We start from the raw sequence: 26566 nt of genomic DNA, 5'->3' as shown, positions 1-26566 counted from the left end.
TGGTTCCTGGTTCAATCAGTCCACTGTCTGTGTATTCGCACCACGGTTGCCGGGCTTCCTCGGGGACGCCCGCCGTGGCTTGCTGTGCGGCCACTCCATCTGCCGCACCATGCCGTCATCGGTCACGCTCTCAAAGCCGCAGCGCTCGTACAGGCGCACCACGGGGCTGGCGCTGGCGGCCTGCAGCCGCAGACCCACGCCAGCGGACACGGCGTCCTGCTGGAGCCGGGCAATCAGTTCGGATCCTATGCCCTTGCCCCGTGCGGCGGGAAGGAGCTCGATGTTCACCAGCACCCAGCGTTCCGCACTGCGGCACACCGCGAGCATTCCCGCAGGGTTTCCTTCCCACAGCACCAGGGTCGTTTCCACGGGGGGCAGGTACTGCCCGTACCCCGCCGTGCGAAACCGGTGCTGCATTTCGCAGAAAGCATCGATCTGGGCGTCCGGCCAACCGATGGCCTGGAGCTCCGGCTCGCGCACCGAGCGGTACACGGCGCACAGGAACGCGGCATCCTGCTCCGTCGCAGGACGCAACGCGAGGGCCTGCTGCTGCTTCGCCGTTGACGCTCCCACTTGCCACACCTTTCTTGCCGCCCACCCGGGCAGGCGCTGCCTGGCGGCGCAGGGCCGCGGAAACTCGAAGTTACACGCAAATTTTAACGATTGCACGTAAAGTTTTACGGACTGGTGCAATTGTGGCCCCGAAGCGGCAGCTCCGCCACAGGCAAATTCTGCATGGGGCCGGCGCCAGGTGGGCGTGGTGCCTGTGTCAGCCCCGCTGGCCGCACGCCGGCAAGGCGTCCAGCTCGCCACGCAGCTGTCCCAGCAGCGCGAGCAACTGCGCTTGGGTGCCTGCATCGCAGCCTTCCAGCAACCGGGCCGACAGCGTCTGGCGCAGGCCGCGCACCGTGTCCTGCAGGGCCTGGCCTTCCGCGCTCAGGGCCAGGATGCGGCTGCGGCCGTCCTCGGGGTTGGGGTGGCTGGTGATCCAGCCGCGCTCGGCCAGCTGGGCCACCATGCGCGCCACCTGGGCCTTGTCGGCGCCGCTGTGGCGCACCAGGTCTTTCTGGGTGGCCCCGGGGTGGCGACCGATGAAGCCCAGGGCGCGTACCTCGTTCATCGTCAGACCGGGGTGGATGGCCGCCATGGCCCGCACCATGTGCGCGCGGTACACGTGCATCAGGTCGTGCATCGCTTCAAAGACATCGGCAGGGGGGCGGTTGCGGTGCATGGCAAAGCCAACCGGTTGACAAAGTCAACTTGTTGGCGGATGATCTGGTTGATTAAGTCAACATTTTAAATCATGAGCACTGACGCCTCCAACCCCCTTGCCTCCAACGATCCTCTGGCCATCACCCGCGTGCGCCACACCCTCAAGGCCCGCCATGCACAGGTGCTGCGCCGCACCGAGGTCAGCCCCGGCTTCGTACGGCTCACGCTGGGCGGGCCGGATCTCGCCGACTTCGTGAGCGCGGGCTTTGACGACCACATCAAGCTCATCCTGCCGCACCCAGGGCAAGAGCGCGCCTCGCTGCCGACGGTACAGGATGGCCGCCCGGTGATGTCCGAGCCGCGCCCGGTGCTGCGCGACTACACACCGGCGCACTACGACACCGCCAAGGGAGAGTTGGACATCGAAGTGGCCCTGCACGACGCCGGCCCCGCGTCAGACTGGGCTGCCGCCGCGGCCGTGGGCCACTGGGTGGGCGTGGCCGGCCCGCGCGGCAGCATGGTGGTGCCCACGGCCTTTGCCTGGCACTGGCTGCTGGGCGACGAGACCGCCGTGCCCGCCATCGTGCGCCGCCTGGCCGAGCTGCCGGCCGAAGCCGCCGCGACGGTGCGCATCCAGGTGCGCAACCCCGCCGACCAGCGGCCCCTGGCCAGCGCCGCGAAGCTGGATCTGCAGTGGGTGGCCTCACTGCCCGAGGCGGCCCAGGCGCTGGCGATCCCCGAAGGCGATGGCTATGTCTGGGCGGCTGGCGAACACGCCGACATGGCAGCCCTGCGCAAGGTGGTGCTGGCCAAGCCGGGCGTGAACCCCAAGCGCATGCGCATCGCGGCCTACTGGAAGAAAGGCGTGGCCGACCACCACGAGGATCTTCCTGCCTGATCCCGCAGCCTAAGGCAGCAAGGCGGTGGCCGCAGCCTGCTGCACCGCCTCGGTCATGCGCTGCAGTGCCTGTACGTTCAGGCGCCAGAACTGCCAGTGCAGTGCCACGTCCACTGGCTTGCCGGGTACCAGTTCGACCAGGTGGCCGGCGTCGATGGCCTCGCGTGCCAGTTGCTCGGGGCTCATGCCCCAGCCCAGCCCGGCCAGGGTGGCTGCTACGAAGCCTTGGGACGAGGGCAGCCAGTGCACTGGTGGCGCCAGCGCGCGCCGGGCGATGCGGCGCATGAAGCGCTCCTGCAGGGCGTCCTTGCGGTTGAAGACCAGCACGGGTGCCTGGGCCAGCGCTGCGGCGGTCACACCCTGGGCAAAGTGGCGTGCCATGAACGCGGGGCTGGCCAGCGCCCGGTAGCGCATGGTGCCCAGGCGCACCACCTGGCAGCCCTGCACGGGTTGCGGCTCGGCGGTCACGGCGGCCATCACACGGCCCTGGCGCAGCAGCTCGGAAGAATGGTCCTGGTCCTCGACGTGGATGTCGAAAGTGATGGGCGGGGCCCCGCCTTCGCCCGGCTCTGCGGCCCGGGCCATGGCGTCCACGAACCAGGAGGCCAGCGAATCGGCATTCACCCCCAGCGCCAGCCGCACCGGCGCCAGGCCGGCGCTGCTGCCCGCAATGCTGCGCAAGGCGTCGGCCTCGCTCAGCGCCATCTGCTGGGCGTGGCGCAACAGGGCCTGGCCGGCCTCGGTCGGGGTGCAGGGCGAGGCGCGGCGGACCAGCACCTGGCCCACGCGCTCTTCGAGCAGCTTGACGCGCTGGGACACGGCCGAGCGCGTGACGTGCAAGGCCAGTGCTGCGCGCTCGAAGCTGCCTTGCTCCAGCACGGCGGCCAGCGCGGCCAGTTGGGCGGTGTCGAGGTGCATTCAGTTTTGCTTACGGGTAGCAAAAAAGTATAGCTTTTCTTTCGCTCCACGGCTGGGCACCATCGGGTCCATGAACCTTTATTCGGCCTTTGCCAACGGCTTTTCCTCGACCGCCATCCTGATCATCGCCATTGGCGCGCAGAACGCCTTCGTGCTGCGCCAGGGCCTGCGGCGTGAGCATGTGTTGCCCGTGGTGGCCGTGTGCGCGCTGTCCGACGCCATCCTGGTGCAGGCCGGCGTGTGGGGGCTGGGTTCGGCCGTGCAGTCCCACCCCGCACTGCTCGTGGCCGCGCGCTGGCTGGGGGCGGCCTTTCTGCTGGCCTATGCGGCGCGCGCCTTGTTGCGCGCCTGCAAGCCTGCCGCGATGCAGGTAGCAACCGACGGTACGGCGCCAGCCGGCTGGCAGCCCGTGGTCCTTACCGCCATGGCCTTCACTTGGCTCAACCCCCATGTGTACCTGGACACGGTGCTGCTGCTGGGGGCGATCGCCAGCCCCTACCCTCCATCGCTGCGCATGGGTTTCGCGGCAGGCGCCAGCCTGGCAAGCCTGGTGTGGTTCGCCGCGCTGGGTTGGGGGGCTCGCTGGCTGGCGCCGCTGTTCGCGTCGCCCCATGCCTGGCGTGTGCTCGATGGCCTGGTGACGGCCATGATGCTGGTACTCGCCGCAGGGTTGATCCTGCATTGAAGCCCGCGCTGGACGGGATCACAGGGGAGCGCATAAGGTTACAACGAGAAATTCGTTCGCTTGGAGGGCGGCCCGGTCCATAGTGCAGCGCACTAAGACTTTCTGTACAGGCCTACCTTTCATGCGATTCCAATCCCTCTTGCTGGCGGCTGCGCTGGCCGGTGCGCTGCCCCTGGCCAGCCATGCCAACACCTTCCGCTGGTCGCGTTCCACCGACCTGTCCTCCTGGGACATCCATGCCCAGAACGTGGGCGTGAACAACACGCTGCATGCAGCGGTGTATGACACCCTGGTCGAATACAACAGCAAGACCTTCAAGCCCGAGCCCTCGCTGGCCACCGAGTGGAAGCGCGTGAGCCCCACGCAACTGCGCCTGACCCTGCGCAAGGGGGTCAAATTCAGCGACGGCAGCGAGTTCACCGCCGACGACGCCAAGTTCTCGCTCGAACGCGCCAAGGCCAAGACCTCCAACTTCGCGGTCTACACCCAAGGCATCGACCGCGTGGAAAAGGTCGATTCCCACACCATCGACATCTTCTCGGAGGTGCCCAACCCCGTGCTCGTGAACCAGCTCACGGAGCTGCGCATCCTGAGCAAGGCCTGGGCCGAGAAGAACAATGCCACGGCGCCCAAGGACATCAAGACCAAGGACGAACCCTTCTCGCACCGCAACGCGTTGGGCACTGGTCCCTTCACGCTCGAGTCGTGGACGCCCGACCAGCGCCTGGTGCTCAAGGCCAACCCCACCTGGTGGGGCAAGGGCAAGTACACGGGCAACGTGACGCAGATTGTCTACACGCCGATCAAGTCCGACGCCACGCGCACAGCCGCGCTGCTCTCGGGCGAACTCGACTTCGTGCTCGACCCGGGCCTGCAGGACCTGCCGCGCGTGCGCCAGACGCCCAACCTCAAGGTCCTCGACGGGGCCGAGAACCGCACCATCTTCCTCGGCCTGGACCAGTTCCGCGAGGAGCTGCCGGGCTCCGACGTGAAGGGCAAGAACCCGCTCAAGGACGTGCGCGTGCGCAAGGCGCTCTACCAGGCCATCGACATCAGCGCCATCCAGCGCGTGGTGCTGCGCGGCCTGGCCCAACCCACGGGCGCCATCATCGCGCGCCAGGTCAACGGCTGGACGCCCAAGGCCGACGCACGCTGGCCCTATGACCCCTCTGCCGCGCAGAAGCTGCTGGCCGAGGCCGGCTACCCGCAGGGCTTCGAGGTCGACTTTGCCTGCAGCGCGGGCCGCTATATCAATGACGAGCAGCTGTGCCAGGCCATCACGGCCCAGTGGGCCAGGATCGGCGTCAAGGCCAAGCTGCGTTCGCTGCCGTTTGCCACTTACTTCCCGATGATCCAGCGCAACGAGGCCAGCATCTACCTGCTGGGCTGGGGCGTGCCGACCTTCGACGCCTTCTACTCGCTGCAGTCGCTGGTCCGTTCCAGCGGTGCCGGCGGCGACGGCAACTTCAACCTGGGGCGCTTCTCCAACCCGCAACAGGACGCGTTGATCGAGCGCATCAAGAAGGAGACCGACACCGCCACGCGCAACGGCCTGATCGAAAAGGCCCTGATCGCCGACCACGAGTTGATCTCGCACATTCCGCTGTACAACCAGATCATCCCCTGGGCGGCCACTCAGAAAGTGGACATCGTGCACCGCGCGGACAACCGCGTCGATTGGCGCATTCTCAAGGTCAACTGACAGCTTTGCCTTCAACCGGCTAGCGTCGTTGGGCAGCCTTGCCGTGCTACAGCACTGTCTGCGGCTTCCCGCCTGCCTATCCGGTCGAATCCAAAGCCGTGGGCACCGGGCTCACTCGCGAAAAAAGCCCTCGCAGCCGTTCTGGCTGCGAGGGCTTTTTTGTTGATCAGAGAGATCAGGCCAGCGCGCGTTGGACGGCGGGGCGCTCCAGCATGCGCGCGGTGTGCGCAGCCACCTTGGGAAACATCGCAATGTCCACGCCATCCGACTTGAGCCACGAGGCAATGGTGAACAGGTAGGCATCGGCCACCGAATACGCCTCGCCCAGTACCCACGGGCCTTGCAGGTAGTGGTTCTCGATGACGGAGAAGGCCTCGGACATGGTCTGCGGCACCTTGCGCTGCATATCGGCGATGGAGCCGGCCTCATCGGCCCAGCGCCCGGCGCGCCGCCCATGGGCGTGATTCACGTGCACGGTGGAGGCCAGGTAGCTGTTGAACTCCTGCATGCGCGCCAGCGCGAACGGATCGTCCAGAGGGGCGAGCTTCGCGGCCGGGAAACGCTGGGCGATGTAGAGCAGCAGCGCGGTCGTCTCGGAGAGCACACCCTGCTCCGTCACCAGCGTGGGCACGCGGCCCTTGGGGTTGATGGCCAGGTACTCGGGGCTGCGCTGCTGCTGATTGGCAAAGTCCAGTGTCACCAATTCATGGCCGGCGTCGGCCTCCTGCAGGGCAATGTGCGCGGCCAGGGAGCAGGTACCGGGGGCGGAATAGAGTTTGAGCATGGTTGCGTGGTGAAGTAGTAAATCAGTACAAACCGCGGGTGCGGGCCATCAGGCGTGCCAGGCCCAGCAGGGCGGCGGTGTGCGGGGTCGGTGTATCGGTGATCTGGCCCAGCTCATGCACCGCGCCCACCAGGGCGTCGATCTCCACGGGCTTGCCGGCCTCCACGTCCTGCAGCATGGACGTCTTGAAGGCGCCGAGTTTGCGCGTCACGGCGTGGCGGTCCTCGGGCTGCTGGTCGATGGGCAGGCCCAGCTTTTCGCCGATGGCCTTGGCCTCCAGCATCACGGCCGAGACGAAGCCGCGCACCAGCTCGTCGTCCAGGATGCGGTCGGTGGTGGCGCCGGTGAGGGCGCTGATCGGGTTCACCGTGAGGTTGCCCCAGAGCTTGAACCAGATGTCCTTCTGGATGTTCGTGGAGACCTCCACGTCGATGCCGCCGCGCTGCAGCGCGTCGGCCAGGGCCTGCAGCCGCGTACTGGCACTGCCATCGGGCTCGCCCACGATCAGCCGGTTGCCGAAGTGCTGCTTGACGAAGCCCGGTGCCTCCAGCGAGCAACTGGTGTGCACCACGCTGCCCAGCACCTGGCCTGCGGGGATGGAACGGGCGATGGCACCGCCGGGGTCCACCGATTCCAGCGTGCGGCCTTGCGCCGCGCCGCTGCAGCCACCCAGGAACCACCAGGGCACGCCGTTCATCGCGGTCAGCACGACCGTCTGGGGGCCGATCAGCGGGGCCATGGCGCGCGCCACCTCGGGCAGGCCCGGCGCCTTCACGGCCACCACCACCAGGTCCTGCACGCCCAATGCGGCCGTGCTGTCGCTGGCGCGCACGGAGGCGTGCACCACACTGTCATCGGGGCGGCGCAAGCGCAGGCCGTGTTTCTCAAGGGCCGCCAGCGTGGCGCCGCGCGCCACCATGCTGACCTCGCTGCCCGCTTGCGCCAGGGCCAGCCCGATCCAGCCGCCAATGGCGCCGGCGCCGTAGATACATGCTTTCATCGTTGCATTGCTTTCCATATCGAAGGGTGTTCAGTATCCGTTGGGCATTGCGGCTGGGGCGTCCGCGCGAAAGCGCGCCAGCAACTGCCGGGCCGCACTGGCCAGCAGCATGGTATCGACCCCCACGGCCACGAACAGCGCGCCCGCTGCCAGCCACTGGCGCGCCTGTGCTTCGTTGGTGGCCAGGATGCCCGGCGCCTTGCCCGCGCGCAGGATGCGCGCAATGCCCTCGGTGATCGCGGCCTGCACGTCGGGGTGGCCGGGGTTGCCCGGGTGGCCCATCGATGCGGACAGGTCCGCCGGGCCGATGAAGACCCCATCCACGCCGGTTACGGCGGCGATGGCATCCAGGTTGTCCATGGCCTGCACCGTCTCGGCCTGCACCAGCAGGCACACCTGGGCATTGGCCTCGTGCACGTAGTTCGGGTAGGCCTGCCAGCGCGAGGAGCGCGCCAGGGCGCTGCCCATGCCGCGCACGCCCTCGGGCGCATAGCGCGTGGCGCGCACCAGGTCGCGGGCCTGCTCGGCGGTGTCCACCATGGGTACCAGCAGGGTGGTGGCTCCAATGTCGAGGTATTGCTTGATCAGCGCCGTGTCGCCTACGGGCACGCGCGCAATCGCGTGGGGTGGTTGCGCGCCAGCGGGTAGCGCACTGGTGGCGCTGGCCATGGCCTGCAGCAGGTGCAGCTGCGAGCGCAGGTCGTTGGGCGCGTGCTCGCCATCGAGCAACAGCCAGTCGTAGCCCGTGCCGGCGAGGATCTCGGTGCTGTAGGCATCGGCCAGGGCCAGCCACAGGCCGATCTGCGCGCGGCCTTGGGCCATGGCCTGCTTGAAGGGGTTGATGGGGGTTTGCATGCGTGCGTCTCTTTCTGGCTCTGGTGCAAGGCCGCCATCGTACGGGTTGTGCACACCCTGCGGCGGGCGTGCGCCAATTGCCCCGGCAATGCGCCTTGGCGGGGCTGGCCGGTATAGTCACCAGCCTGCCTTCTGTTTGTCCCCATTTCCCACGCCATGGCCAAAGAAAAAACCGTTTTCACCTGCACCGAATGCGGCGGCACCAGCCCGCGCTGGCTGGGCAAGTGCCCCGCCTGCGGCGCCTGGAACACGCTGATCGAGCAGGTGGCCGAGGCCGGGCCGGGCAAGAACCGCTACAGCGGCGCGCAGTTCGCGGGCCTGAACCAGGCCCAGGCGGTGATGCCGCTGTCGGCCATCGAGGCCAGCGACGTGGAGCGCACGCCCAGCGGCATCGACGAGCTTGACCGGGTGCTGGGCGGCGGCATCGTCGAGGGGGGCGTGGTACTGATCGGCGGCGACCCAGGCATCGGCAAATCCACCTTGCTGTTGCAGGCGCTCGATGCGCTGCAGCGCGCGGGCCTGCCCACGCTGTACGTGACCGGCGAGGAAAGCGGTGCCCAGGTGGCGCTGCGCTCGCGCCGGCTCGGGCTGGACCACAGCCAGGTCAATGTGCTGGCCGAGATTCAGCTCGAAAAGATCCTGGCCACCATCGAATCCATGCAGCCCGCCGTGGCCGTGATCGATTCCATCCAGACGGTGTACTCCGACCAGCTCACCTCGGCCCCGGGCTCGGTGGCCCAGGTGCGCGAATGCGCGGCCCACCTCACGCGCGCGGCCAAGTCCTCGGGCGTGGCCATCGTGCTCGTCGGCCACGTCACCAAGGAAGGAGCGCTTGCCGGCCCGCGCGTGCTCGAGCACATGGTGGACACGGTGCTCTACTTCGAGGGCGACACGCACAGCCAGTTTCGCCTGGTGCGCGCCATCAAGAACCGCTTCGGCGCGGTCAACGAGATCGGCGTGTTCGCCATGACCGAGAAGGGCCTCAAGGGCGTGAGCAACCCCAGCGCCATCTTCCTGAGCCAGCACAGCGAGCCCGTGCCGGGCAGCTGCGTGATGGTCACCCTGGAGGGTACCCGCCCGCTGCTGGTGGAGATCCAGGCACTGGTGGACAGCGGCGGCCCCAGCCCCCGGCGCCTGTCGGTGGGCCTGGACAAGGACCGGCTGGCCATGCTGCTGGCCGTGCTGCACCGCCACGCGGGCGTGGCCTGCATGGACCAGGACGTGTTCGTGAACGCGGTGGGCGGCGTGCGCATCAGCGAGCCGGCGGCCGATCTGGCCGTGATGCTGTCCATCACCTCCAGCCTTCGCGGCAAGGCGCTGCCGCGCGGCTTCCTCGCGTTTGGCGAGGTGGGCCTCGCGGGCGAGGTGCGGCCCGCGCCGCGCGGGCAGGAGCGGCTCAAGGAGGCCGCCAAGCTCGGTTTCAGCGTTGCCGTGGTTCCCAAGGCGAATGCGCCCAAGAAGCCTATCGAGGGGCTCACCATCCACGCCGTGGAGCGCGTGGAAGAGGCGATGAATGTCGTGCGCGAGATGGGCTGAAGGCTTTCGGCCTTTCAGTTTCGCGGAGTCAGAAGGATTCCCAGTCTTCGTCCGAGCCCTTGGCCTTGGGGGCGGGCTTGGCGGCGGCCGGTGCCGGGGCTTTTGCGGCCGCAGGTGCGGGCTTGGGCGCCTGCAGTTTGCGGGTCGCGCTGCCAGGTGAAGTGACTTTGGCAGTGGCCGTCGCGGCTGGGCGCGGCACCGGGGCGCGGGCCGGGGCCGGCCGGGGCGCGGGCGCAGCAGCGGCCGGCTGGTAGCCCACATTGAACACCGACACCACCTCGGCCAGGCGCTGGGCCTGATCGCGCAGCGACGAGGCGGCGGCGGCGGATTCCTCGACCAGCGCGGCGTTCTGCTGCGTCATCTGGTCGAGTTGGGTCACGGCCACGTTCACCTGGGCAATGCCGTCACGCTGTTCGGACGAGGAGGCGGTGATCTCGCCGATCAGGTCCGACACGCGGCGAACGCTGCTGACGATCTCGTCCATGGCCTGGCCGGCCTGGGTGACCTGCTCGGATCCGGTCTCCACCGATTCCACCGACGCCGTGATCAGGCCCTTGATCTCCTTGGCCGCCTCGGCGCTGCGCTGCGCCAGACCGCGCACCTCGCTGGCCACCACGGCAAAGCCCCGGCCCTGTTCGCCGGCCCGGGCCGCTTCCACGGCGGCATTCAGCGCCAGGATATTGGTCTGGAAGGCGATGCCGTCGATGGTGCCGATGATGTCAGCGATCTTGCGCGAGCTGTGGGTGATGGTCTGCATGCTGGTCACCACCTGGGCCACCACCTCGCCACCCCGACCGGCGGCCTGCGCGGCCGTGCTGGCCAGTTGGTTGGCCTGGCGTGCGGTGTCGGCCGACTGGGTCACGGTGGCGGTCAGCTCCTCCATGCTGGCGGCGGTTTCTTCCAGGTTGGCGGCGGTCTGCTCGGTGCGCGACGACAGGTCGTGGTTGCCGGTGGCGATCTCCACCGAGGCGTTGGACATCGAATCCACGCCGCTGCGCACTTCCGACACCAGGCCGCGCAGCTTGGCCGCCATTTGCGAGACCGAGCGCAGCAGGTGGCCGAACTCGTCCTGGCGGTCATCCGAGGACTGCACGGTGAGGTTGCCACCGGCAATGGCGTCGGTCAGCTGCACCGCATCGTTCAGCGGCCGGGTGATCGAGCGCACCAGCAGGAAGGAAAGTGCCAGTCCCAGCAGGAAAACCACGGCCTGGATGGTCCAGGCCAGCGCGCGGGCACGGGCCATGGCGCCTGCAGCCTCCTGCTTGGCCGTGTCGCGCTGCGACTGCTGCAGCTGCACGAAGGCTTCCAGCGAATCCACGTAGCGCCCGATGGCGCCCAGGTATTTCGACTCCACGAAGGTCTTGAAAGCGGCAGCATCGCCGGCCAGCTTGATCTCGCGGGCCTGCTTGTTCAGCGCCAGCACATTGGTGCGTACGCTGGCCACGCGCTCCAGCGCAGCTTTGTCGGCGGGGCTGGTGGCCAGTTCCACCACCTTGGACTGGATGCCGGAGATGCCGGTCACGCCTGCCTTCACGCGTGCGTCGAACAGCGTGGTCAGCTCCGCATCGGGCGTGGAATTGCTTGCCAGCACGCGCTCGCCCGTGGTTTCGGTCGCGCCTTTCCATTGCTGGGCCAGGGAGATGCGCTGTTCGAACGCCTCCAGCGACGCCAGCGTCTGCGCCATTACCTGCGAGGCCTGGTATTGCGACCAGAGGGAGACCAGCAGCATGGCACCCAGCAGGCCCACGATAGACCCCCAGAGCTTGGGGGAAAGGCGTATGTTGTCCAGTTTCATGGCTTGTGCTTGCGCAGGCGTCACCCGGCGTATCAGGTTGTATCAACTGGCGAGCGTAAACCGCAGCGCACAGTTGCGCCATACGCCAGGCATCCGTATGCATTTGATGTAGCGTTTGCACAACGAATCTGCAGCCCGGGCCATGCTGGTGCGGCCTGCGCGGGTTTTTGGCGCCCATCGGCGGGCAGTACCCGCAGGACCTGCGGTCTTCACGTACGGCGGCACGCGCTGGCCATATGACAATACCGCCCATGAATTTGCGCAATATCTTTGTTCCGCTCGCTGCCGTGGGTGCCCTGGTGTTCGGTTTTGTGTCCTATGGGTGGCCCGGCGTGGCCGCTGTGGGGGGCGGGCTCCTGATGTGGGCGCTGCTGCACTTCACGCGCCTGATGACTGTGCTGAAAAAAGCGGCAGACAGGCCCATCGGCCATGTGGGCAGCGCCGTCATGCTCAACGCCAAGCTGCGGGCCGGGGTGAACCTGATGCATGTGGTGGCCATGACGCGTTCGCTGGGACAGCTGTTGTCGGACGATGGCGCCCAGCCTGAGCTGTACCGCTGGACGGACGGCAGCCGCTCGTTCGTGACTTGCGAGTTCAAGAACGGCAAGCTCGTGAAGTGGGAGCTCGTGCGCCCGGCGCAGGAGGAAGAGGTGCCGCCGGCAGTTGCCCCAGTGGCCGAGGTGCCGCCAGCCCCGTAAAATCGCTCTTTTGCGACCCACAGCAATTCAAAGGACACCCATGAGCCCCGTAGTTCCCTCAATGGCCGACCGTGACGGCAAGATCTGGATGGACGGCCAGATGGTGGATTGGCGCGACGCCAAGATCCACGTGCTGAGCCACACCCTGCACTACGGCTGCGGCGCGTTCGAAGGCGTGCGCGCCTACAAGACCGCCGACGGCACGGCCATCTTCCGCCTCGAAGAGCACACCGACCGCCTGTTCAACAGTGCCAAGATCCTGCGCATGAAGATCCCCTTCAGCAAGGAAGAAGTGAACGAGGCGCAGAAGGCCGTAGTGCGCGAAAACAACCTGGAGTCGGGCTATCTGCGCCCATTGACCTGGATCGGCTCGCAAAAGCTCGGCGTTTCGCCCAAGGGCAACCAGATCCACCTGATGGTGGCCGCCTGGGCCTGGGGCGCCTACCTGGGCGAAGAGGGCATGCAGCGCGGCATCCGCGTCAAGACCAGCAGCTACACCCGCCACCACGTGAACATCACGATGACCCAGGCCAAGGCGGTGAGCAACTACACCAACTCCATCCTGGCCAACATGGAAGCGCTGGACGACGGCTACGACGAAGCCTTGCTGCTGGACAGCAGCGGTTTCGTGAGCGAAGGCGCGGGCGAGAACATCTTCGTGATCAAGAACGGTGTGATCTACACGCCCGACCTGTCGGCCGGCGCCCTGAACGGCATCACCCGCAACACCGTGTTCCACATCGCCAAGGACCTGGGCCTGGAGATCGTGCAAAAGCGCATCACGCGCGACGAGGTCTACATTGCCGACGAAGCCTTCTTCACCGGCACGGCCGCCGAAGTCACGCCGATCCGCGAGCTCGACCGCATCGAGCTCGGCAGCGGCAGCCGAGGCCCGATCACCGAGAAGATCCAGAGCGCCTTCTTTGACATCGTCAACGGCCGCAATCCCCAATACGCCCACTGGCTGGCAAAGGTCTGAACCATGTCCCAAGCTGCGATCGAACTGCTGGCCAAGGACTTGAACGCCCAGGGCGGGGTCTTCTGCCCGAGCCCCAAGGCGGACATGAAAATCTGGAACAACCACCCCAAGGTCTATCTGGACGTGGCCCGCAGCGGAGAGGCCAAGTGCCCCTACTGCGGCACGGTGTACCGCCTCAAGGCGGGCGAGCACGTGCACGCTGGCCACTGACGGATGTCGGCGGCCGCTGGCGACGCGAAGGTGTCGCCCACGCTCACGGTGGCGGTGCTCACGCACAACGAAGCGCACCGTATAGAAGCCTGCCTACGCAGCGCCGCTTTTGCCCACCAGGTGCTGGTGGTTGACAGCGGCAGCACGGACAACACCGTCGCCCTGGCCCAGGGCCTGGGTGCAGAGGTCCATTCCTACCCCGACTGGCAGGGCTTTGCCGTGCAGCGCAACCGCCTGCTCGCCCATTCGCGGGGTGACTACGTGTTCTTCCTCGATGCCGACGAGATCATGACCCCGGCCTTCCAGCAGGAGCTGCAGGCCATCGTGCGCTCGGGCGCACGCGGCGTGTGGACCATCCGCTGGCGCATGGTGGCCTTTGGCCAGGAGCTGCGCTATTTTCTGTCGCAGTCGCGCATCGAGCGATTGTTCGTGCGCTCCATGGTCCGTGAGTTCACGGGCGTGGTGCACGAGCAGGCGCAGCTGCACCCCGAACCTGGTGGTGTGGCCGTGCCGCGCCATCTGGTACGCGCCCGCTTGCTGCACTACACCCGCAACTCGGTGCGCACCAGCCTCGAAAAGCTCACCCAGTATGTGATGCTGGGCGCCGCCAAGCGGGCCGAGGCGGGCAAGCGCGGTGGCGTGCTGCGCGGCTTGGCCTCGGGCGGCTCGATGTTCCTGCGTCTGTATGTGTTCCGCCTGGGCTTCCTGTGTGGGGGCGCGGGCTTCCTGTACTGCCTGTTCGTGGCGCTGGAGGGCTTCTTTCGGTATGCCGCCCTGCACTACGACCGCGACAGCCTCACCGGCCGGGTGATACGGTGATGGTCAGGTCCTACCGCTGGTTCGGGCGCTGCGCGAGCATCGGCGCATTCATGGTGCCTGGCCTGGCCCTGTGGCTGCCCTCGGGCTATTCCTATGGCGCGGCGCTGCTGCTGCTGGCGGCGCTGGCCAGCGCGCCAGTGTGGTGGAAGCGCCCCGCCCCCCGCGCCGCCTGGTGGCTGCTGGCCGCCTTTTCGTGCATGGCCGCCCTGTGGCTGCTCGACGTGGGCGCCACCTGGGGCTGGGGCAGCATGGACCGCCCGGTCAAGTACCTGCTGGCGCTGCCGTGCATCTTCTACCTCATGACGTTCGAGCCGCGCGCCTCCTGGCTGTGGATGGGCGTGGCGGTGGGCGCCGTCGGCAGCGGCCTGGTGGCCATCTACCAGATTGGCGTGCAGGCGCTGCCGCGCGCCAGTGGCTTCACCAATGCCATCCAGTACGGCAACCTGAGCATGCTGCTGGCCGTGATGAGCGGCCTGCTGCTGGTGGTGCAGTGGAAGCGCTGGGTGGCCTGGCAGCGGCTGCTGCTCACGGCCGCCATCGTGCTCGGCGCGGTGGGCTCGGTGCTGTCGCAGTCGCGCGGCGGCTGGCTGGCGCTGGTGTTGCTGTTGCCCGTGTGCGCCTGGCTGCTGGTGCGCACCACGGGCCAGCGCCGTGTGTACTGGGGCCTGTGTGCCCTGGCGCTGGCCGCTGCGGCCTTGTCGCAGGTGCCGGCCGTCGAGCAGCGCGTGGACGAAGCGCGCCAGGAGGTGCAGACCTACCAGCAGCGCGGTGATGGCCGCAGCTCCGTGGGCCAGCGCCTGGCCCATTGGCACTTGGCCTGGCAGATGGGCTGGGACCGGCCGTTCACCGGCTGGGGCCGGGCCGGCTACGAGCAGGAGAAGGCGCGCCGCGTCGCTGCTGGCCTGGCGCACCCCGTGGTGCTCGAATTCGGCCACGCGCACAACGAGGCGCTCGACCTGTTCGCCAAGCGCGGCCTGCCTGGCGTGCTGCTGCTGCTGGCGTTCTACGGCATTCCGCTGGTCATGTTCTGGCCCACGGCCCGGCGCATCCGCGACGGCGCGGGCAAGATGGACCGCGAATCGCTCTCGCTGTGCCTGGTGGGCGTGATGCTGCCTTTGTCGTACATCGGCTTCGGCCTGACCCAGGTCTTCTTGGCGCACAACAGCGGCAACATGTTCTACCTCTTCATGTGCCCTCTGGTGCTGGCGGCCCTGCATGAGCGGCGCGCCCGCATCGGCTGCGGCCGCCCCTTCTGACGACAGGTATCCTCCATTCCATGCACATCCTGCTGGTCAACAACTCCTCCATCCCGGTGTACGGCTACGGCGGCACCGAGCGCGTGATCTGGGACCTGGGCAAGACCCTGGTGCAGTTGGGCCACCGCGTGAGCTACCTGGTGCCCGAGGGCTCGAGCTGCGACTTCGCCCAGGTGCTGCCGATCAAGCCTGATCAGCCCTGGGACAGCCAGATCCCGGCCGACGTGGACATCACCCACTTCCAGTTCAACCCGCGCAGCGAACCCTCGCGCCCCTACCTCGTCACCGAGCACGGCAACGCGCGCAAGCCCAAGCCGCTGCCGCTGAACACGGTGTTCCTCTCGCGCAACCATGCCGCGCGCTATGGGTCGACTGAGTTCGTCTACAACGGCCTCGATTGGTCGGCCTATGGCCCGGTGGACTTCGAGCGCCCGCGCTCGCACTACCACTTCCTGGGCAAGGCGGCCTGGGGCGTGAAGAACGTGGCCGGCGCCATCAAGGTGGCCAAGCTGGCCGGTGTGGAGCTCGACGTGCTCGGCGGCAACCGCATCAACTTCAAGCGCGGTTTTCGCTGGACGCTGTCCCGCCGGATCCATTTCTTCGGCATGGTCGGCGGCCAGCAGAAGAACGAGCTGCTTAACGCCTCGCGCGGCCTGATTTTCCCCGTGCGCTGGCACGAGCCCTTTGGCCTGGCGGTGATCGAAAGCCTGTACTTCGGCTGCCCGGTGTTCAGCACGCCCTACGGCGCGCTGCCCGAACTCGTGCCTGCCGAGTGCGGCAGCCTGTCGGCCAGCGCCAGCGAACTGGCCGAGGCCGTGCGTGCCCACAAGGCCGACCCGCGCGCCTGCCACGCCCATGTGCAGCAGCACTTCAGCGCCGAGGCCATGGCACGCGGCTACCTGCGCTACTACGAGCGCGTGCTGGCCGGCGAGGTGCTGCACCGCGAGCACCCCGTTATCCAAGGCACGGCCCGCGACCTGCCCTGGACGCGCTGAGCTTCTTGCTTCAGTGCGCAGCGCCCACGCGCGCGCAGGCCTGCTTCCATTCCTCTTCGAGCAGCGCCATCAGCGCAGCGGCGGCCATGGGCCGAACCGCCTCCACGCCCTGGCCAGCCCACAGCGACAGGTAGTCGGCCCGGCCGGCCTCGTTCGACGCCTTGCGCAGGGCGCCCGTGAAGGCGTTCTGCACGGGGTAGGGCGGCACGGCCGCCTCATCGGCCTGCAGCCGGTCCATCAGCGCGTTGACGATGCCACGTGCGTGGCGCCCTGTCAGGGCGCGCGTGGTGCGCGTGTCGGTGCCCTTGGCAGTGGCCAGCGCCTGGCGGTAGGCCGCGCCGATGCCCGATTCATCGCAGGAGAGGAAGGCCGTGCCCATCTGCACCGCTTCGGCCCCCAGCGCCTGCGCGGCGGCGATGCCGCGCCCGTCCATGATGCCGCCAGCCGCGACCACCGCTACGCCGCGCGGCTGCAGCGCATCCACGCAGCGCGGCACCAGGGCCATGGTGCCGATCATCGAAGAGGCGAAGTCCCCGAGAAAGGTACCCCGGTGCCCGCCCGACTCCATGCCCGAGGCACAGACCCCGTCGGCCCCCACGTCGGCCCAGGCCACGGCCTCGGCGACCGTGGTCGCGGTGCCGATCACATAGCAGCCTGCAGCGTGCAGGCGTTCCACCTGCGCGGCACTGAGGATGCCGAAGGTGAAGCTCGCTACCGCCGGGCGTGCAGCGATCAGCGCGTCGAACTGCGCCGCGAAGTCCTCGCACCAGCGCGCGGGTGCGGCCGGCTGCTGGCCGAACTCGGCGTACAGCGGGGCGAGCCGCGCCACGGCGGCGTCCACCGTGGCCGCGTCGGGCGCGGGCGTGTCCTGCACGAAGAGGTTCATGCAGAACGGCCGGTCGGTGCGCCTGCGCACCTCGGCAGCCGCCTCGGCCATGGCTGCAGGTGAACGCATGCCACAGCCCAGCGAGCCCAGGCCGCCAGCCGCGGAGACGGCAGCCGCCAGGGCCGGGGTGTCGGAGCCGGTCATGGGGCCCTGGATGATGGGCAGGCGCAGTGAAAGGGCGGTGCGAAGGCTGCGGTCGGTCATGGCGGACTCCTTGGGGGAATTGAAAAGCGGTCAGACTGCGGAAAGCAGCGCCTGCTGCAGGGCATCGAGCGCGCTGGAGCGGTAGCCCTTGCGCCAGGTGAGCAGGGTGTCGATACGGGTGATCGGCTGGTGGGCGAGCAGCTCTGCGTGGGGCGTCATGGCCAGCACCGAGCGCGGCACGATGCCCGCGCAGCTGCCGGCGGCCACGCAGGCCAGAATGGCGTGGTACGAGCCCAGCTCCAGCACCTGCATGGGCTGCGGCCGGGGAGCGAACCAGTCCTGCCCGATGCGGCGGTAGGTGCAACCCGGCTCGAAGACCGCGAGCGTGCCGGGCTGTACATCCTGGGGGCCGGCAACGACAGGGTGGCCGGCGGGCAGCACCAGCAACAGGTCTTCGGTGAACACAGGCCGGGTTTCGAGCGCCGGGTCCGGGGCCTGGCCCGGCGGCCACGCCACCAGTACCGCATCGAGCGCGTGTGCGCGCAGCCGCTCCACCAGCTCGCGCGTGGGTGCGGTCGACAGCTCCAGCGCCACGCCCGGCCACTGGCTGTGCAGGCGTGCCAGCGGCACAGGCAGGCGGCTCGCCGCCGTGCTCTCCATCGAACCCAGGCGCAGGCGCCCGCCGGGTGGGCCTGGACGCACTGCCTGGCGCGCTTCCTCGGCCAGCGCCAGCAGCCGGTCGGTATAGCCCAGCAGCACCTGGCCCTCGGGCGTGAGCGCCATGCGCTTGCCTTCGCGCAGGAACAGGGGGGTGCCCAGGTCCGCCTCCAACTGGCGCACCCGGGTGGTCACGTTGGACTGCACGCGTCCCAGCCGCTCGGCCGCGCGCGTGACGCTGCCTTCGGCCGCTACGGTGCGAAAGATGTCCAGGGCCGCAAGGTCCAGCAAAGATGACGAAGATTCAACCATCTTGAAATAGTATGAATTACATAAATTCAATCTCTTGGTAAGATGATACGCAGCGGCGTCCGCCGTGGCAATCCTCTCCGGTATCCCCGCATGGACCAAGTGTCTTCCCCTTCCTCCGCCCGCGTGCATGACGCCGACACGGCGCCTTTGCGGGTCGCCCTGGCCGGCATGGTCGCCCTCGCGGTCGCCATGGGCATCGGCCGCTTCGCCTTCACCCCGCTGCTGCCGATGATGCTGCACGACGGCGTGGTGGACATCGCCACCGGCAGCTGGCTGGCCACGGCCAACTACGCCGGCTACCTTGCCGGGGCGTTGCTGTACATGGCCCTGCCGTGGCTGGGCCGTCGCCTGGGCGCAGTCCCGGGCAATGCGGCCCTGGCGCGCGGCGGGCTGGTGGCCACCGTGCTGCTGACCGGGGTGCTTGCCTTTCCCTGGCCCGCATCGTGGCCCCTGCTGCGTTTTCTGGCGGGTATCGCGAGTGCCCTGGTGTTCCTGGGCACGGCCAACTGGTGCATGGGCCAGCTCACCCGGCTGGGGCGGCCCCAGCTCGCCGGCCTGATCTTCTGCGGGCCGGGGCTGGGCATCGTGGTGACCGGCCTGCCCACCGGTGCCATGGTCGCTGCGGGCTGGAGCGCGGCGGTGGGCTGGGCCACGTTTGCCGCACTGGCGGCGCTGCTGTGTGCCGGCATCTGGCAGGTGCTGCGCGGCGGCGAGGCGCAGGGCAACCCGGCGGTGCCGTCCGCTGCAGCCTCTGTGCCAGCGCCTGCAGCACAACGGGCGCTGCACGCCGTGGCGTATGGCCTGGCGGGCCTGGGCTACATCGTCACCGCCACGTTCCTGCCCGTCATCGCGCGTGCTGCGCTGCCGGCCGGCTCGGCCTGGCCCGACCTGTTCTGGCCGGTGTTCGGCGCCGGCGTGGCACTGGGGGCCTTTCTGTCCACGCGCATCGCGCCGCACCGTGACCGCCGCTGGCTGCTGGCCGGCGCCTACCTGCTGCAGGCGGGGGGCATTGCGCTCGGCCTGCTGTGGCCGGGGCCGGCGGGGTTTGCGTTCGGTAGCCTGTTGCTGGGCCTGCCATTCACCGCCATCACCTTCTTTGCCTTGCAGGAGGCGCGCCACCAGTGGCCGCAGGCGGGAGCGGGCTTCACCGGGCTGCTCACGGCGCTCTACGGCATCGGCCAGATCGCCGGCCCGCCCATGGCGGCCGCGCTGCTGGCGCAGGCCGGTTCACGAGCGCAGGGTTTCGACTGGGCGCTCGCCGTGGCGGGCTCGGTGCTGGTACTGGGCGCCGCGCTCTATGCCTTCATGGCGTGGCGCTGGAAGAAGTGACCGGTAATCGCAGCACGAAGCACGCACCGCTGGCGCCATCGGGCCGGTCTTCGCAGAACACCACGCCACTGTGGCGCCCGGCGATCGAGCGCACCAGCGACAGGCCCAAGCCCACGCCGCCCGCGCGCTCGCTGGCGCCCGGCAGGCGGTAGAAGGGCTCGAAGATGCGTTCGCGCTGGTTGGGTGGAACGCCCGGGCCATGGTCGCACACGCGCACCTCGGCATGGCCCTGGCGCCGGTGCACGACCACGCTGACCTCGCCTGTGCTGTAACGCCGCGCGTTCTCCAGCAGGTTGCGGATGGCCCGGCGCAGCAGCTTGGAGACGCCGCGCACGTCCACCGCATCGGGGCTGGCGCCCACGTCCAGATCGGCGCCCACGCGCGCACATTCCTCGGCCGCCAGGCCCACCAGGTCGACTGTCTCCACCGTGCCCACGTCGGCCTCGCGCGCGTCCAGGCGGCTGGCCAGCAGGATCTCGTCGACCAACTGGTCGAGCTCGGCGATGTTGCGCAGGATCTCGGCGCGGAACGTCGGCGAGGGCTGCTGCCCGCCCATGAGCTCCATGCCCATGCGGATGCGCGTGAGCGGCGAGCGCAGCTCGTGCGAGGCGTTGGCCAGCAGCGACTTGTGCGACTTGACCAGGGTCTCCACCCGTTCCGCTGCGGCATTGAACTGGCGCGCCAGGTCGGCCACTTCGTCCTGGCCCTGCTCGGGCACGCGCACGGAGAGATCGCCTTCGCCAAAGTGCTTGACGCTGCGCTGCAGCGCCTCCAGCCGCAGGGTCAGGCGCCGGATGATGGGGTACACCCCCGCCGCCACGGCCAGGCCCACGATGCCCAGCAGCCACAGGAAGCCAAAGGGCGGACGGGTCCAGAAGGCCGCGTCGCCCTGGTTGGGACCGCTACCGGGCCGCCCGCCGATGCGGGGCTGGCGCGGTGCCATCTGCAGCACAAAGGCCTGGCCGGTGTCGGATTCGATGTGGAACTCCACGTTCTCGCCGGGCTCCGACGGCTGCCGTGTCGCAGGCCCCTGAAAGACGACATCGCCCTTGGCATCGCGCAGCACCATCTCGCGCGAGGGTGGTACGAAGGGCTGGTTGTTGCTCGCCTTCTGCTCCTCGGCAATGCGCCAGGCCCAGCCCACGACCAGCGTGAGCACGGCGATGCCGCCGACCACGGCGAGCCAGATGCGCAGGTACAGGCGCCGGGCGAAGGGGTTGGAAAGGCTCACCGGGCTTCAATCCTGCTGCTTGGCGAACACATAGCCCACGCCGCGCACGGTGAGGATGCGGCGCGGGTTCTTGGCATCGACCTCGATGGCCGCGCGGATGCGGCCCATGTGCACGTCGATCGAGCGGTCGAAGGCCTCCAGCTCGCGGCCGCGCACGGCCTCCATGATCTGGTCGCGCGTGAGCACGCGCCCCGCGCGCTCGGCCAGCGCCACCAGCAGGTCGAACTGGTAGGAGGTCAGGTCGGCTGGCTGGCCGGCCACGGTGACGGTGCGCGCATCGCGGTCGATCTCCAGCGTGCCGAAGCGCAGGGCCTGGGCCACCGGCGTGCCGCCATCGGTGCGTCGGCGCAGGATGGCGCGGATGCGCGCCAGCAGCTCGCGCGGCTCGAAGGGCTTGGGCAGGTAGTCGTCGGCGCCCAGCTCCAGGCCGATGATGCGGTCCATCGGGTCGCCCTTGGCCGTGAGCATGAGCACCGGCACCTGCGCGGCCGGGCCCTGCAGCGAGCGGATGCGGCGACAGACCTCCAGGCCGTCCATGTCGGGCAGCATCAGGTCCAGGATCACCAGGTCGGGCAGGGCGGCGGCGTCCGGCCCCTGCAGCTGCGCCAGGCCGCTCTTGCCATCGGCGCGGTGCGTCACCACCAGGCCGGACTGGCCCAGGTACTCGCCCACCATCTCGGCGAGGCGGGTGTCGTCTTCGATCATCAGCAGTTGGGAGCTCATGGGGTCAGTGTAGTAGCGGCCTGCCCATGGTCGCGCAAAGGCGTCACAAGGTGTTGAAGCGCCTGTAAAGCTCCCGTAAACCTGCTGCCTGTGCCATCGCTTGCATTGCTATGCAATGCATAGCAAAAAATCGCCTATTTGTGGTTAGTGCCCACGATTTCGACCCGAGACGCCAGCCATACCAGCAGCAGCACGGGCACACCCAGTAGCGCGGTGGCCGTGAAGAAGTGCGCGTAGCCGAACCCATCCACGTAGCGGCCCGAGAAGCCGGCGATGAACTTGGGCAAGAGCAGCATCAGCGAGCTGAACAGCGCGTACTGCGTGGCCGAGTAGCTCACGTTGGTCAGGCTCGACAGGTAGGCGATGAAGGCCGCCGAGGCGATGCCGCTGGCCAGGTTGTCGGCCGAGACCACGGCGATCAGCGCCGTCACATCGTGCCCATGCCCCGCCAGCCAGGCAAACAGCAGGTTGCTGCCCGCGCTGAGCACGGCACCCAGCATCAGAATGCGCATTACGCCAAAGCGCATGGACAGCACGCCGCCCACGAAGGCGCCCACCAGGGTCATCACCACACCGTAGATCTTGGTCACGGCCGCGACTTCGTCCTTGGTGAAGCCCATGTCCACGTAAAAGGGGTTGGCCATGATGCCCATCACCACATCGCTGATGCGGTACACGGCGATCAGGGCCAGGATCAGCGCCGCATGCCAGCCATAGCGGGTGAGGAAGTCGGCGAACGGGTCCACCACCGCGCCCTTGATCCAATCGGCCGCGTTCTTTGCTGGTGGCAGCACGACCTGCGCGGGCTCGCGCGAGAACAGCACCGTGACGATGCCCACCGCCATCGACGCCGCCATGGCCAGGTAGGCCGCCTGCCAGGCGCCGTTCTGGTAGGCAGCCGCGCCCTGTGCCACGGCCTGGCCCACGGCGGGCGCCACTTCGGCGCGTGCGGCTATCCACAGCACGCCCGCGCCGGCCCAGATCATGGCCAGGCGGTAGCCCGTCTGGTACGAAGCGGCCAGGGCCGCCTGGTGCCGTGCGTCGGCCGACTCGATGCGAAATGCGTCGAGCGCAATGTCCTGCGTGGCCGAGCCGAAGGCCACGGCCAGCGCGCACCAGACGATGGGGCCCAGCATCTCGCGCGGGTCCGCCAGGGCCATGCCGACTAGGCCGGCCACTACCACGGCCTGCGACAGCAGCAGCCAGCTGCGCCTGCGGCCCAGCCAGCGGGTGAGCAGGGGCAGGGGCATGCGGTCCACCAGCGGTGCCCAGACCCACTTGAAGCCATAGGCCAGGCCCACCCAGCTCAGGTAGCCGATGGTGCTGCGGTCGATGCCGGCCTCGCGCAGCCGAAAGCTCAGCGTGCCCAGCACCAGCAGCAGCGGCAGGCCGGCCGAGAAGCCAAGGGTGAGCATGCGCAGGCTCGCAGGCTCCAGGTAGACGCGCAACGTCTGAAGCCAGGTGGGTCGGGGGGCGTCGGTCGGCGCGGCAGATACGGCCGTAGCGGTCGGGATAGGGGAGGTGTCTGACATGGGTACGTGGGTTTTTGTCTATTATTCCTGCATGTGCATGCTTTGCCCCTCTCCTTCCGCCGCGCCATCATCGATGTGGTCCGCGCGCCGCGCATTTCTACTGGCGGCGGGGGCGGGCGCCATGGCCCCGGCCATCGCCCAGGTGGACGTGGGCACCTCCTCCACCCTGCGCAAGCTGATACCGGCCGAGACGCTGGAGCGGTCCGCCGCGCAGCAGTACCAGCAGATGCTGGAACAGGCCCGCGCCAAGCGCGCGCTCGCGCCCGATGACTTTCCACAGCTGCAGCGCTTGCGCGTGATCGCCCAGCGGCTGATCCCGCACACCAAGCCCTGGAACGAGCGCGCAAGCCAGTGGCGCTGGGAGGTGAACCTGATCGGCAGCAAACAGATCAACGCCTTCTGCATGCCCGGTGGCAAGATCGCCTTCTACACCGGCATCCTCGACCAGCTCAAGCTCACCGACGACGAAGCCGCGATGATCATGGGCCACGAAATGGCCCACGCGCTGCGCGAGCATGCGCGCGAGCGCCTGGCCAAGACCCAGGCCACCAACATTGGCCTGCGCCTGGGCTCGCAGCTGCTGGGCCTGGGTGACCTGGGCAATGCCGCCGCCAGCCTCGGTGGGCAACTGCTCACACTGCAGTTCAGCCGCTCGGACGAAAGCGATGCCGACTTGGTGGGCTTGGAGCTGGCCGCGCGCGCGGGCTACCAGCCCGATGCGTCGGTAAGCCTGTGGAAGAAGATGGGCAGCGCCACGGGCAGCAAGCAGGGAGGCCTGGCCTTTTTGTCCACCCACCCTTCGGGCCCGGCACGCATCCAGCAGCTGGAGCTCAACGTGCCCAAGGTGCAGAAGCTTTACGAAGCTGCGCGCAAGGGTTGACGGCTGATCAGCCTGCCGTGACGCGGTTGCGGCCGTTGTTCTTGCTTTGGTAGAGCGCCTGGTCGGCCCGTGCAATGGCCGCCTGCAGGTCGTCGCCATGGGCCACCTGCGCTACCCCGAAAGACATGCTCAAAGGTACCGGCTGGCCCTGGCAGTCCATCTGGATCTGCTCCATCGCCATGCGGATGCGCTCGGCGACTTCCATGGCGGATGCCTGGGGGCTCGCCGGCATCAACGCCAGGAACTCCTCGCCGCCCCAGCGCGCGATCACGTCGCTCTCGCGCAGGTTGCGCGCGAGCACGCCGGCCACGGTCACCAGCACGCGGTCACCCATGGCATGGCCGTGACGGTCGTTGACCTGCTTGAAATGGTCGATGTCGCACAGCAGCAGTGCCACCGGTTCGCCGGTGCGCTGGGTGCGGTTCAGCGTGTGCCCGGCCAAGGTGTGGAAATGCGCGCGGTTGTTCAGCCCGGTCAGCGCATCCAGCGTGGCCTGCTTGAGCAGCCGGTTCTCGGCGATGAGGATGGTGCGGCGGTAGAACGCCGCCAGTGCCGCAAACATGCCGAAGACGATGCACACGTGGATGGCGTTGACCACCTGCTGGCCCTTGCCGGCCAGGGGCGCGAGGGCGCCCCAGTGGTCGCAGGCAAGGCGCAGGCCCAGGTAGTAGGTCAGCAGTGCCAGCACGATCGGTACGGCGTAGCGGCCCGAGTTGGCAATGACCACAGCCGGTATGAACAGCAGCAGGTAGTAGTGAAAGCCGCTGTCCCAGCCCACCAGCAGCGAGCCCAGTGCCGAGTGGAAGATCACCTCCAGCCAGATCAGCGAGATGCCCGCCGTGTTGCGCCTCCGCTTGATGAGCGCGTAGGCGCCCAGGTACATGCCGATGCTGGCCAGGTTGACCAGCGCCAGCGGCACCGAGCCCAGCCAGAGGAAGAGCAGGATGTAGCCGCAGTCAATGGCTGCGGCCGTCAGCGCCACCCGCTGCGCCATGGCCCAGTAGGCCTTGCCAGCAACGCTGGAGCCGCGCTGTGGAATGGCGAAGGGGCGGGGAGGATGGGCGGTGGGAACGGTGCTTGCAGGGGATGCCATGGCGGGACGATGCCCGGCACGCGCCTCCGACCGCCGGGATTGTTAACAGAATGTCACATCTTAAAAAATTGCAATGCAGCGCATCGCCGGATCAGGCGGGGCAAAGCATCCCAGTTCTGCGTTACCCGCAAAGGGAGGGACTCAGGTGCCGCCGACGTAGGGATTGCTCTTGCGCTCGCGGCCGAAAGTGCTCTCCGGGCCGTGGCCGGGAATGAACACCGTCTGGTCCCCCATGGGCCACAGGCGCCCGGTGATGCTGTCGATCAGATCCTGGTGGTTGCCCTGCGGAAAATCCGTGCGCCCGATGCTGCCCGCAAACAGCACATCGCCCACGAAGGCCCGGTCGATCTGCGGCGCGTGGAACACCACGTGGCCCGGCGTGTGCCCCGGGCAGTGGCGCACGTGCAGCGTCTCGTTGCCGATCTGCACGGTGTCGCCATCGGCCAGCCAGCGCGTGGGCGTGAAATGCTGCGCGGGCGGAAACCCGAACATCGCGCTTTGATCCGGCAACGCATCGATCCAGAACTGGTCCCCGGGGTGCGGCCCCACGATGGGCAGCGACAGCCGCTCGGCCAGCTCCCCCGTGCCGCCCGCATGGTCGATGTGGGCGTGGGTGAGCCAGATCTGGTCGAGCGTGAGGCCCAGGCGCTCCACCTCGGCCAGCAGCACGTCGAGGTCACCGCCGGGGTCGACGATGGTGGCCTTGTTCGTGGCGTCGCACCAGAGGATGGAGGAGTTTTGCTGGAAGGCGGTGACGGGGACGGTGAGGTAGTGGAGCATGGGTGGGTATGGATTTCCTGGCCGAGATTAGACATCGGTCGTGAACCTGCGTGCGCCCAAGGTGAGCGCCTGCTTGTTACCGCGTGCCGAACCGCTTCTCAAACCACCGATCCAGCAACGCCTTCTCGTACCGCAACCGGTCCCCACTCGAATACCGGTTGCTGGGCACCATGAAGTTCAGGTCGCTGAGCACCTCTTCGCCGCCGGAAACAGGCGCGCTGTCATCGCGCACCAAGCTGTAGCGCAGCTTGATGCGCGGGCCCGTGACATCGGTGACCACCCGCACGTCCGAGCCACCCACGCCCATGGGCGGGAAGTGGCCGGCGAGGTCGATGTCCAGCACCTCGACCTTGAGGGTGTCGGTGGGCGCCAGGCCCCGCGTGGCCAGGCGCTGCAGGTGCTGCTCCACATCGCGCAGCACCTGGGCGCGGTCGGATTCGTTCGCCACGGGGTGGGAATAACTGGCATCGGTGTACTTTTCCGGCGCGGTGAACGTGACGCTGGCAGTGCCCGCCGCCGCGCTGGTCGCCGTGATGGCGGCGCAGGCGGCGAGCAGGCCGGCAGCCAGAAGGCGGGCGGGGCGTGGTGGGTGCAGCAATGGCAGCAGCAGCGACATGGCGCGTTTCTCCTTGAATGGTTGGCAGTGTGACGCAGGGC

At 68.3% G+C, this 26566-nt stretch carries 27 protein-coding genes; 12 read left to right on the top strand and 15 right to left on the bottom strand.

What is annotated here, in order from left to right:
- Window positions 1-15 precede the first annotated feature (15 nt).
- Both ACSQ9E_RS27650 and ACSQ9E_RS27645 read right to left on the bottom strand, forming a co-directional pair.
- Window positions 16-534: an N-acetyltransferase family protein gene (locus ACSQ9E_RS27650; RefSeq protein WP_436219701.1), complete on the bottom strand. Its 519-nt coding sequence runs from the start codon at window positions 532-534 to the stop codon at window positions 16-18.
- A 235-nt stretch (window positions 535-769) separates the two neighbouring features.
- Window positions 770-1231, bottom strand: a complete 462-nt coding sequence (locus tag ACSQ9E_RS27645; protein WP_057202673.1) for a MarR family winged helix-turn-helix transcriptional regulator — start codon at window positions 1229-1231, stop codon at window positions 770-772.
- A gap of 72 nt (window positions 1232-1303) precedes the next feature.
- On the opposite strand from ACSQ9E_RS27645, the gene ACSQ9E_RS27640 reads away from it, so the two are divergent.
- On the top strand, window positions 1304-2110 hold the full coding sequence (locus tag ACSQ9E_RS27640) for a siderophore-interacting protein (RefSeq protein WP_057202672.1): 807 nt from the start codon (window positions 1304-1306) through the stop codon (window positions 2108-2110).
- Window positions 2111-2119: 9 nt separating this feature from the next.
- Here the strand turns inward: ACSQ9E_RS27640 and ACSQ9E_RS27635 are convergent, their stop codons facing one another.
- The gene (locus ACSQ9E_RS27635) at window positions 2120-3028 is read right to left on the bottom strand and encodes a LysR family transcriptional regulator ArgP (RefSeq protein ID WP_436219700.1); all 909 of its coding nucleotides are present in this window, start codon (window positions 3026-3028) and stop codon (window positions 2120-2122) included.
- 70 nt (window positions 3029-3098) lie between these two features.
- Between ACSQ9E_RS27635 and ACSQ9E_RS27630 the strand changes: the two genes are divergently transcribed.
- Both ACSQ9E_RS27630 and ACSQ9E_RS27625 read left to right on the top strand, forming a co-directional pair.
- Window positions 3099-3713, top strand: a complete 615-nt coding sequence (locus ACSQ9E_RS27630) for a LysE/ArgO family amino acid transporter (RefSeq protein ID WP_057202670.1) — start codon at window positions 3099-3101, stop codon at window positions 3711-3713.
- A 121-nt stretch (window positions 3714-3834) separates the two neighbouring features.
- On the top strand, window positions 3835-5415 hold the full coding sequence (locus ACSQ9E_RS27625) for an ABC transporter substrate-binding protein (RefSeq protein WP_057202669.1): 1581 nt from the start codon (window positions 3835-3837) through the stop codon (window positions 5413-5415).
- Window positions 5416-5590: 175 nt separating this feature from the next.
- On the opposite strand, the gene ACSQ9E_RS27620 is transcribed toward ACSQ9E_RS27625, so the two are convergent.
- The 3 genes from ACSQ9E_RS27620 to ACSQ9E_RS27610 are packed head-to-tail and all read right to left on the bottom strand — an operon-like array spanning window position 5591 to window position 8054.
- On the bottom strand, window positions 5591-6199 hold the full coding sequence (locus ACSQ9E_RS27620) for a glutathione S-transferase family protein (protein WP_057266651.1): 609 nt from the start codon (window positions 6197-6199) through the stop codon (window positions 5591-5593).
- Window positions 6200-6221: 22 nt separating this feature from the next.
- Window positions 6222-7199 (bottom strand): 2-dehydropantoate 2-reductase, encoded by a 978-nt coding sequence (locus tag ACSQ9E_RS27615; RefSeq protein ID WP_057202667.1) that lies wholly within the window; start codon window positions 7197-7199, stop codon window positions 6222-6224.
- 30 nt (window positions 7200-7229) lie between these two features.
- A complete protein-coding gene (locus tag ACSQ9E_RS27610) occupies window positions 7230-8054 on the bottom strand; it encodes an aldolase/citrate lyase family protein (RefSeq protein WP_057202666.1) in 825 nt (274 codons plus the stop codon).
- 156 nt (window positions 8055-8210) lie between these two features.
- Here ACSQ9E_RS27610 and radA point away from each other — a divergent pair, with 156 nt between their 5' ends.
- Window positions 8211-9590, top strand: a complete 1380-nt coding sequence (gene radA, locus ACSQ9E_RS27605) for a DNA repair protein RadA (protein WP_057202665.1) — start codon at window positions 8211-8213, stop codon at window positions 9588-9590.
- Window positions 9591-9618: 28 nt separating this feature from the next.
- On the opposite strand, the gene ACSQ9E_RS27600 is transcribed toward radA, so the two are convergent.
- Window positions 9619-11385 (bottom strand): methyl-accepting chemotaxis protein, encoded by a 1767-nt coding sequence (locus ACSQ9E_RS27600; protein ID WP_436219699.1) that lies wholly within the window; start codon window positions 11383-11385, stop codon window positions 9619-9621.
- A 251-nt stretch (window positions 11386-11636) separates the two neighbouring features.
- Between ACSQ9E_RS27600 and ACSQ9E_RS27595 the strand changes: the two genes are divergently transcribed.
- Genes ACSQ9E_RS27595 through ACSQ9E_RS27570 form a run of 6 tightly spaced genes read left to right on the top strand, consistent with a single transcriptional unit; the run spans window position 11637 to window position 16342 of the window.
- Window positions 11637-12083 (top strand): glycerate kinase, encoded by a 447-nt coding sequence (locus ACSQ9E_RS27595; protein ID WP_436176447.1) that lies wholly within the window; start codon window positions 11637-11639, stop codon window positions 12081-12083.
- Window positions 12084-12123: 40 nt separating this feature from the next.
- Entirely contained in the window at window positions 12124-13062 is a 939-nt protein-coding gene (locus ACSQ9E_RS27590) for a branched-chain amino acid transaminase (protein WP_057202662.1), read from the top strand.
- Between the two features lie 3 nt (window positions 13063-13065).
- Window positions 13066-13272, top strand: a complete 207-nt coding sequence (locus tag ACSQ9E_RS27585; RefSeq protein ID WP_057202661.1) for a zinc-finger domain-containing protein — start codon at window positions 13066-13068, stop codon at window positions 13270-13272.
- Window positions 13273-13275: 3 nt separating this feature from the next.
- Complete coding sequence (locus ACSQ9E_RS27580) at window positions 13276-14091, top strand: glycosyltransferase family 2 protein (RefSeq protein ID WP_057202660.1); 816 nt, start codon at window positions 13276-13278, stop codon at window positions 14089-14091.
- Complete coding sequence (locus ACSQ9E_RS27575) at window positions 14091-15347, top strand: O-antigen ligase family protein (RefSeq protein WP_057202659.1); 1257 nt, start codon at window positions 14091-14093, stop codon at window positions 15345-15347. Before ACSQ9E_RS27580 ends, ACSQ9E_RS27575 begins: the two co-directional genes overlap by 1 nt.
- A gap of 20 nt (window positions 15348-15367) precedes the next feature.
- Window positions 15368-16342, top strand: coding sequence for a glycosyltransferase (locus ACSQ9E_RS27570; RefSeq protein WP_057202658.1), 975 nt, complete (start codon window positions 15368-15370; stop codon window positions 16340-16342).
- Between the two features lie 10 nt (window positions 16343-16352).
- On the opposite strand, the gene ACSQ9E_RS27565 is transcribed toward ACSQ9E_RS27570, so the two are convergent.
- Window positions 16353-17432 carry an NAD(P)H-dependent flavin oxidoreductase gene (locus ACSQ9E_RS27565; protein ID WP_436176449.1) on the bottom strand — a complete coding sequence of 360 codons (1080 nt, stop codon included), beginning with the start codon at window positions 17430-17432 and terminating at the stop codon, window positions 16353-16355.
- Between the two features lie 30 nt (window positions 17433-17462).
- On the bottom strand, window positions 17463-18341 hold the full coding sequence (locus ACSQ9E_RS27560) for a LysR substrate-binding domain-containing protein (RefSeq protein ID WP_436219698.1): 879 nt from the start codon (window positions 18339-18341) through the stop codon (window positions 17463-17465).
- A 90-nt stretch (window positions 18342-18431) separates the two neighbouring features.
- Here ACSQ9E_RS27560 and ACSQ9E_RS27555 point away from each other — a divergent pair, with 90 nt between their 5' ends.
- Window positions 18432-19670 (top strand): YbfB/YjiJ family MFS transporter, encoded by a 1239-nt coding sequence (locus tag ACSQ9E_RS27555; protein WP_436219697.1) that lies wholly within the window; start codon window positions 18432-18434, stop codon window positions 19668-19670.
- On the opposite strand, the gene ACSQ9E_RS27550 is transcribed toward ACSQ9E_RS27555, so the two are convergent.
- The 3 genes from ACSQ9E_RS27550 to ACSQ9E_RS27540 all read right to left on the bottom strand — a co-directional run bounded on the left by ACSQ9E_RS27550 (window position 19645) and on the right by ACSQ9E_RS27540 (window position 23156).
- Entirely contained in the window at window positions 19645-20901 is a 1257-nt protein-coding gene (locus ACSQ9E_RS27550) for a HAMP domain-containing sensor histidine kinase (protein WP_436219696.1), read from the bottom strand. The genes ACSQ9E_RS27555 and ACSQ9E_RS27550 overlap by 26 nt on opposite strands.
- A gap of 6 nt (window positions 20902-20907) precedes the next feature.
- The gene (locus ACSQ9E_RS27545) at window positions 20908-21624 is read right to left on the bottom strand and encodes a response regulator transcription factor (protein WP_057202655.1); all 717 of its coding nucleotides are present in this window, start codon (window positions 21622-21624) and stop codon (window positions 20908-20910) included.
- Window positions 21625-21758: 134 nt separating this feature from the next.
- Window positions 21759-23156: an AmpG family muropeptide MFS transporter gene (locus ACSQ9E_RS27540; protein ID WP_436219695.1), complete on the bottom strand. Its 1398-nt coding sequence runs from the start codon at window positions 23154-23156 to the stop codon at window positions 21759-21761.
- Between the two features lie 73 nt (window positions 23157-23229).
- Between ACSQ9E_RS27540 and ACSQ9E_RS27535 the strand changes: the two genes are divergently transcribed.
- Entirely contained in the window at window positions 23230-24036 is an 807-nt protein-coding gene (locus ACSQ9E_RS27535) for a M48 family metallopeptidase (protein ID WP_235514490.1), read from the top strand.
- Window positions 24037-24043: 7 nt separating this feature from the next.
- Here the strand turns inward: ACSQ9E_RS27535 and ACSQ9E_RS27530 are convergent, their stop codons facing one another.
- The 3 genes from ACSQ9E_RS27530 to ACSQ9E_RS27520 all read right to left on the bottom strand — a co-directional run bounded on the left by ACSQ9E_RS27530 (window position 24044) and on the right by ACSQ9E_RS27520 (window position 26525).
- Window positions 24044-25129 carry a GGDEF domain-containing protein gene (locus ACSQ9E_RS27530; protein WP_436219694.1) on the bottom strand — a complete coding sequence of 362 codons (1086 nt, stop codon included), beginning with the start codon at window positions 25127-25129 and terminating at the stop codon, window positions 24044-24046.
- Between the two features lie 141 nt (window positions 25130-25270).
- Window positions 25271-25909 carry an MBL fold metallo-hydrolase gene (locus ACSQ9E_RS27525; RefSeq protein WP_057202653.1) on the bottom strand — a complete coding sequence of 213 codons (639 nt, stop codon included), beginning with the start codon at window positions 25907-25909 and terminating at the stop codon, window positions 25271-25273.
- Window positions 25910-25985: 76 nt separating this feature from the next.
- A complete protein-coding gene (locus tag ACSQ9E_RS27520; RefSeq protein ID WP_436219693.1) occupies window positions 25986-26525 on the bottom strand; it encodes a DUF3016 domain-containing protein in 540 nt (179 codons plus the stop codon).
- Window positions 26526-26566: the final 41 nt, after the last annotated feature.

The sequence above is a fragment of the Acidovorax sp. LjRoot118 genome (assembly GCF_964253575.1).
Lineage (GTDB): Bacteria > Pseudomonadota > Gammaproteobacteria > Burkholderiales > Burkholderiaceae_C > Acidovorax.
Note: the sequence above shows the minus strand (reverse complement) of the source record. Positions and strands in the feature narration are given on the sequence as shown.

What these genes read in the sequence shown, in the direction of transcription:
- ACSQ9E_RS27645 (WP_057202673.1), bottom strand. Translation starts at nt 1,231, where the DNA reads ATGCACCGCAACCGCCCCCCTGCCGATGTCTTTGAAGCGATGCACGAC.
- ACSQ9E_RS27640 (WP_057202672.1), top strand. Translation starts at nt 1,304, where the DNA reads ATGAGCACTGACGCCTCCAACCCCCTTGCCTCCAACGATCCTCTGGCC.
- ACSQ9E_RS27635 (WP_436219700.1), bottom strand. Translation starts at nt 3,028, where the DNA reads ATGCACCTCGACACCGCCCAACTGGCCGCGCTGGCCGCCGTGCTGGAG.
- ACSQ9E_RS27630 (WP_057202670.1), top strand. Translation starts at nt 3,099, where the DNA reads ATGAACCTTTATTCGGCCTTTGCCAACGGCTTTTCCTCGACCGCCATC.
- ACSQ9E_RS27625 (WP_057202669.1), top strand. Translation starts at nt 3,835, where the DNA reads ATGCGATTCCAATCCCTCTTGCTGGCGGCTGCGCTGGCCGGTGCGCTG.
- ACSQ9E_RS27620 (WP_057266651.1), bottom strand. Translation starts at nt 6,199, where the DNA reads ATGCTCAAACTCTATTCCGCCCCCGGTACCTGCTCCCTGGCCGCGCAC.
- ACSQ9E_RS27615 (WP_057202667.1), bottom strand. Translation starts at nt 7,199, where the DNA reads ATGAAAGCATGTATCTACGGCGCCGGCGCCATTGGCGGCTGGATCGGG.
- ACSQ9E_RS27610 (WP_057202666.1), bottom strand. Translation starts at nt 8,054, where the DNA reads ATGCAAACCCCCATCAACCCCTTCAAGCAGGCCATGGCCCAAGGCCGC.
- radA (WP_057202665.1), top strand. Translation starts at nt 8,211, where the DNA reads ATGGCCAAAGAAAAAACCGTTTTCACCTGCACCGAATGCGGCGGCACC.
- ACSQ9E_RS27600 (WP_436219699.1), bottom strand. Translation starts at nt 11,385, where the DNA reads ATGAAACTGGACAACATACGCCTTTCCCCCAAGCTCTGGGGGTCTATC.
- ACSQ9E_RS27595 (WP_436176447.1), top strand. Translation starts at nt 11,637, where the DNA reads ATGAATTTGCGCAATATCTTTGTTCCGCTCGCTGCCGTGGGTGCCCTG.
- ACSQ9E_RS27590 (WP_057202662.1), top strand. Translation starts at nt 12,124, where the DNA reads ATGAGCCCCGTAGTTCCCTCAATGGCCGACCGTGACGGCAAGATCTGG.
- ACSQ9E_RS27585 (WP_057202661.1), top strand. Translation starts at nt 13,066, where the DNA reads ATGTCCCAAGCTGCGATCGAACTGCTGGCCAAGGACTTGAACGCCCAG.
- ACSQ9E_RS27580 (WP_057202660.1), top strand. Translation starts at nt 13,276, where the DNA reads ATGTCGGCGGCCGCTGGCGACGCGAAGGTGTCGCCCACGCTCACGGTG.
- ACSQ9E_RS27575 (WP_057202659.1), top strand. Translation starts at nt 14,091, where the DNA reads ATGGTCAGGTCCTACCGCTGGTTCGGGCGCTGCGCGAGCATCGGCGCA.
- ACSQ9E_RS27570 (WP_057202658.1), top strand. Translation starts at nt 15,368, where the DNA reads ATGCACATCCTGCTGGTCAACAACTCCTCCATCCCGGTGTACGGCTAC.
- ACSQ9E_RS27565 (WP_436176449.1), bottom strand. Translation starts at nt 17,432, where the DNA reads ATGACCGACCGCAGCCTTCGCACCGCCCTTTCACTGCGCCTGCCCATC.
- ACSQ9E_RS27560 (WP_436219698.1), bottom strand. Translation starts at nt 18,341, where the DNA reads ATGGTTGAATCTTCGTCATCTTTGCTGGACCTTGCGGCCCTGGACATC.
- ACSQ9E_RS27555 (WP_436219697.1), top strand. Translation starts at nt 18,432, where the DNA reads ATGGACCAAGTGTCTTCCCCTTCCTCCGCCCGCGTGCATGACGCCGAC.
- ACSQ9E_RS27545 (WP_057202655.1), bottom strand. Translation starts at nt 21,624, where the DNA reads ATGAGCTCCCAACTGCTGATGATCGAAGACGACACCCGCCTCGCCGAG.
- ACSQ9E_RS27540 (WP_436219695.1), bottom strand. Translation starts at nt 23,156, where the DNA reads ATGTCAGACACCTCCCCTATCCCGACCGCTACGGCCGTATCTGCCGCG.
- ACSQ9E_RS27535 (WP_235514490.1), top strand. Translation starts at nt 23,230, where the DNA reads ATGTGGTCCGCGCGCCGCGCATTTCTACTGGCGGCGGGGGCGGGCGCC.
- ACSQ9E_RS27530 (WP_436219694.1), bottom strand. Translation starts at nt 25,129, where the DNA reads ATGGCATCCCCTGCAAGCACCGTTCCCACCGCCCATCCTCCCCGCCCC.
- ACSQ9E_RS27525 (WP_057202653.1), bottom strand. Translation starts at nt 25,909, where the DNA reads ATGCTCCACTACCTCACCGTCCCCGTCACCGCCTTCCAGCAAAACTCC.
- ACSQ9E_RS27520 (WP_436219693.1), bottom strand. Translation starts at nt 26,525, where the DNA reads ATGTCGCTGCTGCTGCCATTGCTGCACCCACCACGCCCCGCCCGCCTT.